Raw genomic sequence first — 13,771 nt, forward strand, 5'->3', positions numbered from 1 at the left:
TGCCTAGTTATCCTCTTGTGCAATGACAATCGCACCATAACCTTCAATTTCTCCATCTACAATCGTACCGCGCTCTAAAACAACCTCTCCTGTTGTTTCAAGATTTTCTGGTAATAAAGCCGCTTCTTTACTAAAGTTTGCGATTACCAACCATTGTTGATTTTGATACGTACGACGATAAATCATTAATTGCTTATCATCCATATATAACGGCGTTATATCTCCATACGTTATAATATCATGTTCATGACGTAAGCGGATTAATTCACGGTATGTTTGTAAAACAGAATGTTCATTTTCAATTTCATCTTCAACATTAATATAACGTGCGTTGTCTGGAATATCAATCCAAGGTGTACCACTTGTAAAGCCAGCATTTTCAGCCGGTGTCCACTGCATTGGTGTACGTGAATTATCACGAGATTTTTGCGCAAGAATCTGCATAATACGTGCTTCTTCTACACCTTGTTCTTTTAAATTACGATACGCATTCAACGATTCAACATCGCGATATTGATCAATACTTGTGAAATGCGGATTAGTCATTCCGATTTCTTCACCTTGATAAATATAAGGTGTCCCTTGCAGCATATGCAGTGCTACAGCTAACATTTTCGCACTCTTTTGACGTAATTCCTCTGTTGAATCATCTCCAAAACGAGAAACAACACGGGGCTGATCGTGATTACACCAGAAGATTGCGTTCCAACCGCCGCCTTCATGAATACCCACTTGCCATTCCATCAAAATGCGTTTAAGTGCTAAGAAATCATAATCTGCATACGTCCATTTTTCACCATTCTCATAATCTACTTTTAAATGATGGAAGTTAAACACACTATTTAATTCTTCACGCTCTGGTTTCGTATACTTAATACAATTTTCAATCGTAGTTGAAGACATTTCTCCGACTGTCATTAAGTCTTTGCCTCCGAATGTTTCTCGATTCATTTCATGAATGAATTCATGTACACGTGGACCATCTGTATAGAACTCTTTCCCAATCGCTTCAGAATCTTTGAATTCATCTTTGGAAATTAAATTGATAACGTCAAAGCGGAAACCATCTACACCGAAATCAATCCAATAATTGATCATGTCGTATAATGCTGCTCTCACTTCAGGATTTTCCCAGTTCAAGTCTGCTTGCGTCACGTCAAAAAGATGTAAGTAATATTCATCGGTTTTTTCATCATACTTCCATGCATTACCCCCAAATTTTGACTCCCAGTTTGTCGGAGGCGTACCTTCTTTTGCGGGCTTACGGAAGAAGTAATAATCACGATATGGATTTTCTTTTGATGAAATCGCTGATTTAAACCACTCATGTTCTGTTGACGTGTGATTGATGACGATATCCATCATCACTTTTAAATTATGCGCATGCGCTTCATCTAGTAAACGTCTTAATTCTTCTTTCGTTCCGAAGTCTTCATTAATATTATAGTAATCACTGATATCATAACCATTGTCATTCATCGGTGATTGATACACTGGTGTTAACCAAAGGTAATCGACACCTAAATACTCTAGATAATCCATCTTTTCAATAATCCCGTTTAAATCTCCTACACCATTTCCTGTCGTGTCATTAAATGATTTTGGATAAATTTGATAAACAACAGACTTTCTCCAATCGTTATGTTTCATAGTATGATCACCTTTTCCTCTCTCTTTATAAAAAAACAGAACACCTTTTATATGATGTTCTGTTTTTTAAACGTACGTTTTATATATCTATAATAACTTAATCTACCATTTCTTTTGCTTTTGTTTTCGCAAATTTTGAGAAGATGACTGTTAGAATGGCTGGTACAATCACCGCAATAACTGTACAAATCGCATAGACTACCCAATATTCTTTTTGGATAGAAATGATTGCGGGCACACCGCCGACACCAACGTTACCTAATACTTTGCTGGCACCGATGAAAGCACCAAGCACACCTGATGTTAAAATTGCCGCAACAAATGGATATTTTAATGGGATGTTTACCCCGAACATTGCCGGTTCTGTAACACCTAGTAAACCAGACACACTTGATGTAATCGCTAAACCTTGTTCTTTTACCATCTTACGACGTTTGTAGACGTACCAAGCACCAAGCGCTGCTGAACCTTGACAGATATTTGAAATCGCAAGAATCGGCCATAAGTATGTCCCTTTTAATGAGCTGCCCATTAATTGGAAGTCCACAGCTAAGAACATGTGGTGCAAACCTGTAATTACAAGCGGTGCGTAGAATAAGCCGTAAATCGCGCCGCCTAACCAACCTGCGCGGTTGAATAAGAATGTAACGACATCTGTAATACCTGTACCAATCCATAAAGCAATCGGTCCAATAACTAAGAATGCAAGGAACCCTGTTACTAATAATGCGATAGGGCCTACAACTAACATCTTAATTGAGTCATGAACGACTTTGTTTAAACCTTTTTCAATTTGTGCTAAAACATAAGACGCTAATAATACGGGTAATACTTGTCCTTGATAGTTTAACTGTTTTACATCTAATCCGAAGATATGCCAAACAGGAATCTTAGATCCTTCATTTAAAGCATATTGTGATACCAATTGCGGATGCATTAAGACAAGTCCTAATACTAAACCAAGTACTGGGTTACCACCGAATACACGCATACTACTCCAACCAATCAACGCTGGCAAGAAGATAAAAGCGGTTGTCGCAATCACGTTCACAATGTCTGCGAAGTCATGAATTTGCGGGAATTGTTTCACTAATGGTTGCGGACCGAATAAGTCTTCCATTGTTAAAAGGTTATAAATCCCCATTAATAAACCGGCAGTTACGATAGCTGGTAAGATTGGGATGAAGATATCCCCTAATAATTTTACGAGTCTCTGCAACGGATTACCTTTTTTCGCAGCCGCTGCTTTTACTTCATCTTTAGAAGCTCCTTCTTTACCGACTTCATTCATAAAACGTTTATATACTTCATCGACTGTCCCTGGGCCAATGACAATTTGATATTGATTATCCGCTTTAAATTGTCCTTTAACGAGCGGATTCTCGCTTAATTCATCCTTATTTACTTTATCATCATCTTTTAATACTAAACGTAATCTCGTGACACAGTGCGTCGCTGTCTCTAAGTTTTCAGCTCCCCCGATTGCTTCCACAATCTGTTTAACATCTTTATCTTTTACAGCCATCTGACTCACTCCCTTTATTTTATCTTTGAATCTATTGTACTTGTCTAGACAAGTTATGTAAAGGCTTTCATCAGAAATATTTTAAAAAAAGCGATAATCCTACAAAAAGATTACCGCTTCTTCGCTAAAACACCATCACTATGGACGCTCTATAATTTGAATTAAATTACCGCAAGTATCATCAAACACCGCAAACTTTACACCATTTCCCATATCCATAGGTGCCATGGTGAACCCTACACCGTGTTCTTTTAAATTTTGATAAGTTGCTTGTACATCCTCTACATCAAACATCGTGCAAGGAATCCCTTCTTGCTTCAGACCATCCTGATAAGCCTTTGCGACAGGATGTTGATTAGGTTCTAATAATAATTCAGTTCCTTCAGGATTCTCTGGTGATACAATTGTCAGCCATCTGTATTCTCCCACAGGTTCGTCTGCATGTTTTTGAAATCCTAATACTTCAGTATAAAATTTTAATGCATGGTCTTGATCTTCCACAAAAACACTTGAAACTTTAATTTCCATATGAGTGTACCTCCGTTGTTTCGTCACTCTTTCATTCCTTAATTTTGCACAATTTAAACCTATAGTTGAACCAAACCCTATAACGTTGAAGTTATAACAGAAACTAAAAAGGCAATCATTCAACGTAACAGTTGAGTGATTGCCTTTTTATATCTATTAGTCTTGGATTTAAAAATAATGGCGGAGGAAGAGGGATTCGAACCCCCGCGAGCCGTTAAGCCCCTGTCGGTTTTCAAGACCGATCCCTTCAGCCGGACTTGGGTATTCCTCCAAAATAAGCACAAGAACTATTATATGATATTTATAAAAAGAAGTCAACATTGCTTAAAAAATTAATGTTAAGTTTTGTGAGAATGACGCAAAATTAAAACACACAGCCATTTGATTATAGCTGTGTGTTGTATTATTAACTGAATACAGTTTGTTTTTGTAGATATTTGTGTACAGCTTTCGCAACACCGCGTCCTTCTTTAATCGCCCAAACGACTAAACTTTGACCACGTCTCGCGTCACCTGCCGCAAAGATATGCGGTTGACTTGTCGCATAATCTTTATCATTCGCAACGATACTGTTACGTTCTGTTTTTAAGTTAAAATCATTCGGTACGGTATTTTCAGTACCGATAAAGCCAATTGCTAACAAGACTAAGTCAGCTGGCCAATGACGTAAAGTATCATTCATTTCTGTTGAACCATCTGGTAGTTGTCGCAATGTTTGCGTATACACACCACGTACATTACCAAGCTTATCAACGTCGTAACGCATAGAGTTTTCACCATATGCACGTGGTTCAAAACCGAATTTTTCTTCGTATTCACTATGCGCATAATCCATTTTAAAGACTGGCATAGACATCGGCCAATATGGATTACCTTCTATTTCATAACGCTCTGGTAATCTTGTGAACTGGTTGAACTGTACAATAGATTTACAGTTTTCACGTAAAGCTGTTGCGACACAGTCGGCACCTGTATCACCGGCACCGATTACAATCACATTTTTACCTTCTGCACTGATTGTCGCATCTTCTGGTTTCAATTCACCATTTAAGATTTGTGTTTGTTCTGTTAAATAATCTAAGGCAAAATGGATACCTTGTCCCATACGGCCTTCAAGCGGTAAATCTCTCGCTTGATGTGATCCAGTACAAACGATAATCGCATCAAATTGTTCATCTAATGTTTCCCGGGAAATATCGACACCAACTTCTGTATCAGTGATAAATTTCACACCCGCTTCTTCCATCAAATGAACTCTGCGACGAACAACTGCTTTATCCAATTTCATATTTGGAATACCGTACATTAATAAGCCGCCTGGTTCATGTGCACGTTCATAAACTGTCACATCATACCCCTTCGCATTTAATTCATCCGCAGCTGTTAAACCAGCAGGTCCACTTCCGACAATCGCAACGGATTGTCCTAAGCGTTTCTCTGGTACGCGCGGTTGTACCCATCCATTTTCAAATGCTTCATCAATAATCGTTCTCTCAATCCCCTTGATTGCGATCGACTCTCGATTAATTTTCATCACACACGCTTGTTCACAAGGTGCTGGACAGACACGTCCTGTAAAGTCAGGGAAGTTATTAGTTTCAGAGAGACGTTCATAAGCCTCTCTGAAATCACCGTGATAAACTAAATCGTTCCATTCTGGAATATAGTTACCGATTGGACAACCGATTGTTTGTCGTCCTAAACTTTGACCTGTTTGACAAAACGGTGTACCACAATCCATACAACGCGCACCTTGACGCTGTGCATCTTCTTTAGTGAAACGCTGCTGGAATTGAAGATGGTTCGTTAAACGCTCTGCTAACGAAAGTTCCGGCAGTGCTTGTTTGTCATATTTCATAAAACCTTTGAATTCACCCATATCTAAACACTCCTTCTTATTTCGTTAATAAACAACTGAGAATGGTCCTTCTAAGTCTGTTGCTTTACGTGTATCGTAGAAGGCATTCAAAATTGCTGCTTTAGAATTGTCTGCTTTACGTTCTTGATCTTCAATTTTATGCATCATTAATTTGTAGTCTTTTGGAATAACTTTGACAACTTTTTGAGCCACATGATCAAAATCAGCTAATACTGCTTTGGCTTTTTTGCTGTCTGTGTATTGAACATGTTCTTCTAACATGTCTTTAATAATTGAAAATTCTTCTGGTTCAGTAATGGTATCGAAATCAAGTGTTGGTAATGCATTGTACGATTTGAAGTGTTCCACATCATCAGGGAAGATGTAAGCGACACCGCCACTCATACCTTGACCGAAGTTGTCACCGACATTACCTAATACGATGACACGACCGCCAGTCATATACTCTAAACCATGATTTCCGATACCTTCTACAACTGCATGAACACCACTGTTTCTGATACAGAAACGCTCACCGGCATAACCGTTAATAAAGGCTTTACCGCTTGTAGCGCCGTAGAAGCATACATTACCGACAATAATATTTTCTTCACGTTCTTCATTTGGCGCATTAATGATAATCTTACCTCCGGATAAACCTTTACCAACATAGTCATTGGCATCACCTGTATGATGAATTGTTAATCCTGAAGGTGTAAATGCACCGACACTTTGGCCTGCATGGCCTGTAGTTTCAACATAGATTGTATCTTCGGGTAAACCTTCCGCTCCATGTGCGCGAGTAATCAAGCTGCCGGCAGTTACGCCTACATCACGCTGCTCATTGCACAACTTATATGTCCCTCTAAATAAAGTACCGTCTTGAATTGCTGCTTCAGCATCCGGAATCAATTCTGTTTGATCGAAACCTTTTTCTAAGTGATGCTGTTGCTCAATTTGTTTGAATGTCGGTCCTTCATTTTGATAAAGCAACGGTGCCACATCAAGTGAACGTGCTTTTTCATTAGCTACCGAATGATTTGCTTCTAATAAATCAGTTCGGCCAATCAATTCTTCAACAGAACGTAAACCAAGTTCAGCGAATACTTCACGTAATTCTTGTGCAATAAAGTGCATAAAGTTAACAACGTGATGTGCACGACCGTTAAAGAGTTGACGTAAATCTTCGTTTTGTGTAGCCACGCCGACAGGACATGTATCTTTATGGCACACACGCATCATGACACAACCTAAAACAACTAACGGTGCTGTCGCAAAACCAAACTCTTCAGCACCCAATGCACAAGCATAAGCTACGTCATGTCCAGTTAATAACTTACCGTCTGTTTCTAAACGGATACGTGAACGTAAATCGTTCATCATTAATGTTTGATGCGTTTCTGCTAGACCGATTTCCCAAGGCAATCCAGCATGTTGAATACTTGTTTTAGGTGAAGCACCTGTACCGCCGTCATAACCGCTGATGACGATTTTGTCAGCAAAGGCTTTGGCAACACCTGCCGCAATTGTACCGACACCACTCTTAGATACTAATTTCACAGCGATATTCGCTTGAGGGTTCGCATTCTTCAAGTCATGAATCAATTGCGCTAAGTCTTCAATTGAGTAAATATCATGATGAGGTGGTGGTGAAATCAAGCCGATACCTGGCGTTGAACCACGTACTTCAGCAATCCAAGGATAAACTTTCGTACCTGGCAACTGTCCGCCTTCCCCTGGTTTAGCACCTTGTGCGACTTTAATTTGAATTTCAGTCGCATGTTGTAAATAATCACTTGTTACACCGAAACGACCTGATGCAACTTGTTTAATTGTACTTGTATAATCTTCACCTTCTGGACCTTTCACATAACGTTCAGGGTCCTCTCCACCTTCACCGCTGTTACTCTTACCGCCAATTAAGTTCATCGCTTCTGCTAAAGTTTTATGTGCTTCGGCAGAAATTGAACCATAACTCATAGCACCTGTATTGAATCGGTGCACAATATCTTCAATCGGTTCAACCGCATCAATGCTGATTGGTGTACGTGATTTGAATTTCATTAAATGACGAATACGATCAGTACGTTGATGATTCACTGTTTTTGAATACTCTTTGAACATGTCATAGTCATTTTCACGACATGCATGTTGCAGCAACCTAATGGTAGTTGGGTTGAAAGCGTGATATTGACCTTGTTGACGCCATTGGAACGTACTGCCTGATTCAAGATGTTCTTCTTTACGACCTTGACGTTTTTTATTTTCTTCATCAATCAAATCAATCGTTAAACCAGATAACTTAGATTGAGTACCTGTAAAGTATTTATCGATGACGTCATGTGATAAACCGACTGCTTCAAAGATTTGTGCACCTTGATAACTTTGAACCGTTGAAATACCCATTTTAGACATGACTTTTATAACCCCTTCAGCTAACACGTCTGTATAAGTTTTCACTTGTGCTTCAACAGGTCCGGATAATTCACCTTGTTCTACCAATGCCGCAATTGTTTCTTGTGCTAAATAAGGTACAACTGCGTTAGCACCATAACCTAATAAACAAGCGACATGGTGGACTTCGCGTATTTCTCCACCTTTCGCAACTAAACTTGTTTCTTGGCGTAAATCTTCAGTAATCAACGCCTGATGCAAGTAGCTGACTGCAAGTAAAATCGGAATCGCGTAGCCAGGTTCATCACGTAAACTGCTGTCATCTAAGACTAAAATGTCATAACCCGCTTTAACCGCTTCAACCGCTTTCTCTCTCAACACTTCTAGCGCATCTTCTAAGCTGCCGCTATATACTGTAGATAAATGTTTCGCACGGAATGGTCCGTTCTCTGCTACTTTTAATTGCGCTTCTGTTAAAACAGGATGTTTCAATTGAAGACGATTCAACGCATCTGTATCAGGTACAAGCAAGTTACCTTCTTTACCTAAGTATGACAATTCACTTGTTACGATTTTTTCACGATACGCATCAATTGGCGGATTCGTAACTTGTGCGAATAATTGTTTGAAGTAATTGAATAACGATTCAGGACGTTCATTCAATACCGCAAGCGGGGCATCATAACCCATCGCACCGATTGGATCTTTCTTACCACGTACTAATTCAGCCATATATTTATGAATTTCTTCACGTGTATAACCGAATTGTTTTTGTAAACGTTCAACCGTTTCAAAATCCCAACCTTTTGATTCAAACGGCACTTCCAAATCTAAATCGACTTTATGTTTTTTCAACCATGTTTCATAAGGCAACTCGCTTGCGATTTCTGCTTTCAACATATGGTTATGTACCACTTCGTGTTTATCAAAATCAACAAGTAATAAACGACCTGGATTCAAGCGACCTTTAAACGCAACATCTTCTTCCTCTACATCGATTACACCGACTTCAGAAGAGAAGATAATATAGTTGTCTTTCGTAACTGTATAACGACCTGGACGTAAACCGTTACGGTCAGTCAAAGCACCGATTTTGTCACCATTACAGAAAGCAATCATCGTTGGGCCATCCCATGGTTCCATCATATAACTGTAGTACTCATAAAAAGCACGGACAGCACTTTGGTTAGCTTTGCTGTATTGCCATGGTTCAGGCACTAATAACATCGCCGCTTTCTCAGGTTCCATCGCAAGCGATAAAAACTCAAGCGCATTGTCGACAATTGCAGAGTCACTGCCGTCTACATCTAATACAGCATGTACTTTTGGTCGATCATTTTCATCAAAAATGGTTTCAACTAAACGTTTCTGACGTGCACGCATCCAGTTGACATTGCCTCGAATCGTATTGATTTCACCATTATGCATCAACAAACGGTTAGGATGGGCACGTTTCCAACTAGGAAATGTATTCGTACTGAAACGAGAGTGTACTAAACCTAATTTAGATTCATAATCAGGATGATTTAAATCTTCATATAATCCTTTAATTTGGTCAGAACGTAACCAACCTTTATATACAATTGTTTTCGGAGATAAACTTGTGAAGTATAGTTCCAACTCTTGTTCATCACCGTAAAATTCAATTTGTTTACGTGCGAGATATAAGCGTTTCGCCGCATCTGCACTATGATTTAAATCGATAAAGACCTGTTGAATGACCGGCATTGTTTCAGCAACATGCGGTGCAACAGCTGAAACATCCACAGGCACATCGCGATACCCGATCACGCGAAGACCTTCAGTTTCAAAATAGGCTTTAAAGATTGTTTCGTGTCTTGAACCTGCAATGCGTTCATTAGCGAAAAAGAAACCGACAGCGTAGTTACCTTCTTCAGGTAAGTCTAAGTCTGTCTGTTCTTTGAAAAATTTAAATGGAATTTCAGTCATAATTCCTGCTCCATCACCAGTCATCCCGTCAGCACCTATTCCCCCACGGTGATCCAAACGGCGCAGCATTTCTAGTGACTTAATGACAATATCATGCGATCGTAAATTGTCCATGTTTGCATAAAATCCTATGCCGCAAGCATCATGTTCGTTTCTTGCATCGTACAAACCTTGATTCTGCTCATTTACCATGCTTGCTCCTCCTTTAAATATGCGTTGTATGAATTTTCAGATTATTATCGATAACTATTATAATATAGGAGGGTATTCTTCTGTTCAATTCAAAAATTAGATGATATCATTCTAATAATTAGAACAATAAGTGTGGTGCAGAAAATCATGGAATTTAAACAACTTAAATACTTCATTGAAGTTGCTAAAAGAGAACATTTATCTGAAGCTGCTTTAGAACTGAACATTGCGCAATCAGCCATCAGTCGCCAAATTTCACAATTAGAAGAAGAGTTAAATACAAAACTATTCAGAAGAGAAGGCAGAAATATTTATTTAACCGAAGCTGGTCAACGCTTTATGACCCAAGCAACGAAAATTGTCGAACAAACTGAACAAACTTTAAATATGTTTCGACACGAACAAGAAGCTGAAGCTAAACGTATTAAAATCGGTTATGTCGAAAGCTATGTCTCACAACTCTTAACATTACTCATACAAAAATTTGAAAAAGAACATACAACAACACTCCTCCCTATGAGGCAATCAAATGAAACATTATTAAAATCAACTCTGAATCGTGATTTAGATGTAGCATTTGTTGATTTAACTTCTTCATTAAAGAAATATAATGAAATTGAAATCATACCGCTATTCGAAGATAACTATCAATTATATGTGCCAAAACAAGATCCATTAACTGCGACGGTCAATCCGCCTTTAAAACAACTGAATACACAACCGATATTTTTAATGACAGATTTACCTCAGCAACTGATACATCTTCTTGAAAACACAGCGAAATGTACTACATATCGTATTTCAACTGAACGTTTAGCAAACTATTTATTGAGACATCATCGCGGTTATGTCATTACACCACAATATATTGCTTTACCAGAAAGCGAACAGTTTGTACGTTTAAGCCTAGCGCACACAGAACTCAAACGAACGTTATGCGTAATCGTCAGAAAAGATAATCATAAACCAGAACTGACTGCTTTACTCAAAGAAATTACTACCCTGCTTTCTCATACTTCGGTTTATCATTAAAATGAACAATAATATTCTGTTCTTATTAAAACCTCTACGACATGTCGATATAATTCGGCTCACCGTAGAGGTTTCTTTGTTTGTTAATTTTGACTCTTAAATCATTTGAATTTCTATTAAACAAACGCTTCCAAAAATGACTACTTTATTATAGATTTAAAGTTATAATACAAATAAAAGATAGAAAGGAACTTTTCAATGCGTTACAAACTTAAAGAAAAAGATTTATTAGAATGTTTGAAACTTCATCATCCAGAACATGAATTTAAAGAGGGACGCTTACTCGTCGGTCAAAACAAACGTAACAATTTAGAAATTTATTATTTAAGAGAAGAAGATTTTTTCGCGGTGGTGACGGTTGATTTCTTCACTTTTGATTTCCTTGAAATAGCACTCGTAGACAAGACAAGCATTGATGAAATTTATTTGAAAGATGGTTTGCTGTATAGAAAAATGTTTGTGAAGGTCGGCGATGAAATCGTGAGATATAGTACATCTCGAATGTTGCTCACGGACTTCCAACAAGCACATTATAATAAGTTCATTGACGGACAAAAAGAACGCGTTATTTATAAAGACGGAAAGTTTTTGTAAAAATAATAAATTTGAAATCATTGGCATTCTGCTTCCATTAAGCTTATAATCACGTTGTTAATATTTGATTGAGAATCTTAGAAAGGGTGACGGTTATGTCATTCAAACAAAGACTGCATCAGCCGTTTTCTTGGGTGTTGATCAGCTTTGCGGTTATTTTTATCGCAAGTCTGCTATTCACATTATTTAATGCCCGTTTTTACCACATGCCTATTGGTGAAATTACAAAAATTCATCACCAAAAGTCGGTTGATGTAACGGATGAACATCATAATCAAGATACAAAATATACGGAACAGCTTAACTTCAAAGTATTAAATGGAAAGTTCGAAGGTCAAACCGGAACCATTAAGCACACTTATTATCAATCACAAGTGGACTCTGAAAAGTTTCATGTGCATAATAAGGTGCTGTTACATATTAATAAGCATCCGAATGATGCGACGATTATAGAAAAGAAACGCGATACATTAGTGGTAGCCATCACTGGTATCTTCTTACTGATAGTATTATGGGTTGGCCGCAAAGTCGGCATACAATCAATTTTATCGCTGATTATTAATAGTGGCGCTATCTTAGGTGCCATTGCGATTCACAATGCGGTACCCTCAGTCAGCCTCTTTTGGTTAATGAGTTTGGCAGTGATACTAGCAACTGTCATTACATTACTGTTAGTCACAGGTTGGCATTGGCGGACACTCATTACCGTTATCAGCACTCTATTCGGCACCTTTATTTGTGTCGGTATTGCAGAGTTGGTGATTCAAGCTACAGGCGGTTCTGGTATTAAATATGAAACGATGGATTTACTGACATTACCGCCTAAAGAAGTCTTTATGGCTTCAGTAATTGTCGGTACATTAGGTGCTGTGATGGATGTAGCAATTACTATCGCAAGCGGTATGTATGAAATCAAAGAACGTACACCTGCGATTGATTTAAAAAGATGGGCACTAGCCGGCCGACATATCGGCCAAGATATTATGGGTACGATGACTAACATCTTACTCTTCTCTTATTTAGCAGGCAGCTTGCCGATGATGTTGATCTATTTAAGAAACGCCAATACGATTACCTACACTATTTCTATGAACTGGTCATTAGAAATTGCACGTGCGCTCATTGGCGGAATTGGTATTGTGTTAACGATACCTGTCACGATTTTATTAATGGAACTCTGGGTGAAAGTAAGGGGTGAGCAGACATGAATGCGGTAGTTATTTTAGCCTTAATTCTTTTGATTTTAATGATCATCTTCGGTGGTAAGAAAGGCGCTATTTCTTACGCCATGTTATTTCTGAACTTTGTCTGTGTATTGCTTGCTTTGATTGCGATTGTATTGCAGTTACCCATTCCGATTATCGCTTTAATCTTCTGCATAGTAGTCGCAAGTTTGAACTTATTTGGTTTAAATGGCAATAATGTTAAAACACAAGCTGCCTTTTATAGTACTTGTATTACGACACTTGTTTTATTAAGCGCAATATATCTAGCCGTGGCATTCGGTCATTTACAAGGGTTTGCGGCCGAACAACAAGACGAAACCTACGTTTACTCTATGAATATCGGTATTAACATGGTTCAGTTTATGGTCTTCACCACCTTGCTTGCGGTCATTGCGGCAGTGGTAGACCTTGCCATAACAATCAGTTCACCAATGTATGAATTAAGCGAAACGAACCCTGAATTAAATCGACGAGAATTGTTTAAGTCAGGCATGCGTATAGGCAGAGAAATTTTAGCTACTTCCGCAAATACCATTTACTTAGCATACTTTGGTGGCCAATTAACGTTATTCTTTTGGTTCTTTAAATTGAATTACTCTTTCGGCCATATCATTAACTCTAAAATATTCGCACAAGAATTTGTTTCTATCCTATTTGGAGGCATCGCGGTTGCGATGAGTATACCGATTACCGCCTGGATAACTGCTTGGCTAATCAAACGTCAAACAAAAGCTAAAGTCGTTCAGACTACACAAAACTAAGGTGAGTCAATCTATCGTCATACATTTTGCGCAATGTTATAATGTGTAGGTATCTAATCAG

At 38.3% G+C, this 13,771-nt stretch carries 9 protein-coding genes and 1 tRNA gene; 4 read left to right on the forward strand and 6 right to left on the reverse strand.

Annotated features, from left to right (window positions below; all coding sequences use genetic code 11):
- Window positions 1-3 precede the first annotated feature (3 nt).
- From treC to gltB, 6 genes are all read right to left on the reverse strand, one after another.
- Window positions 4-1,650, reverse strand: coding sequence for an alpha,alpha-phosphotrehalase (gene treC / locus MUA87_RS11990; protein WP_262549071.1), 1,647 nt, complete (start codon window positions 1,648-1,650; stop codon window positions 4-6).
- 97 nt (window positions 1,651-1,747) lie between these two features.
- Window positions 1,748-3,175: a PTS system trehalose-specific EIIBC component gene (gene treP / locus MUA87_RS11995; protein WP_002480390.1), complete on the reverse strand. Its 1,428-nt coding sequence runs from the start codon at window positions 3,173-3,175 to the stop codon at window positions 1,748-1,750.
- Window positions 3,176-3,313: 138 nt separating this feature from the next.
- Complete coding sequence (locus MUA87_RS12000) at window positions 3,314-3,703, reverse strand: VOC family protein (RefSeq protein WP_262550883.1); 390 nt, start codon at window positions 3,701-3,703, stop codon at window positions 3,314-3,316.
- A 178-nt stretch (window positions 3,704-3,881) separates the two neighbouring features.
- Window positions 3,882-3,974, reverse strand: a tRNA-Ser gene (locus MUA87_RS12005).
- A 135-nt stretch (window positions 3,975-4,109) separates the two neighbouring features.
- Window positions 4,110-5,582 carry a glutamate synthase subunit beta gene (locus tag MUA87_RS12010; protein WP_002480388.1) on the reverse strand — a complete coding sequence of 491 codons (1,473 nt, stop codon included), beginning with the start codon at window positions 5,580-5,582 and terminating at the stop codon, window positions 4,110-4,112.
- Between the two features lie 24 nt (window positions 5,583-5,606).
- Window positions 5,607-10,097: a glutamate synthase large subunit gene (gene gltB / locus MUA87_RS12015; protein ID WP_262550885.1), complete on the reverse strand. Its 4,491-nt coding sequence runs from the start codon at window positions 10,095-10,097 to the stop codon at window positions 5,607-5,609.
- A gap of 147 nt (window positions 10,098-10,244) precedes the next feature.
- Here gltB and gltC point away from each other — a divergent pair, with 147 nt between their 5' ends.
- From gltC to MUA87_RS12035, 4 genes are all read left to right on the forward strand, one after another.
- On the forward strand, window positions 10,245-11,129 hold the full coding sequence (gene gltC, locus MUA87_RS12020; RefSeq protein ID WP_107539943.1) for a glutamate biosynthesis transcriptional regulator GltC: 885 nt from the start codon (window positions 10,245-10,247) through the stop codon (window positions 11,127-11,129).
- 198 nt (window positions 11,130-11,327) lie between these two features.
- Complete coding sequence (locus MUA87_RS12025; protein ID WP_070625447.1) at window positions 11,328-11,723, forward strand: hypothetical protein; 396 nt, start codon at window positions 11,328-11,330, stop codon at window positions 11,721-11,723.
- A gap of 95 nt (window positions 11,724-11,818) precedes the next feature.
- On the forward strand, window positions 11,819-12,931 hold the full coding sequence (locus tag MUA87_RS12030) for a YibE/F family protein (RefSeq protein ID WP_002480384.1): 1,113 nt from the start codon (window positions 11,819-11,821) through the stop codon (window positions 12,929-12,931).
- Window positions 12,928-13,710 (forward strand): YibE/F family protein, encoded by a 783-nt coding sequence (locus MUA87_RS12035; protein WP_002480383.1) that lies wholly within the window; start codon window positions 12,928-12,930, stop codon window positions 13,708-13,710. Before MUA87_RS12030 ends, MUA87_RS12035 begins: the two co-directional genes overlap by 4 nt.
- Window positions 13,711-13,771 lie beyond the last annotated feature (61 nt).

This window comes from Staphylococcus simulans, assembly GCF_025561465.1.
Lineage (GTDB): Bacteria > Bacillota > Bacilli > Staphylococcales > Staphylococcaceae > Staphylococcus > Staphylococcus simulans.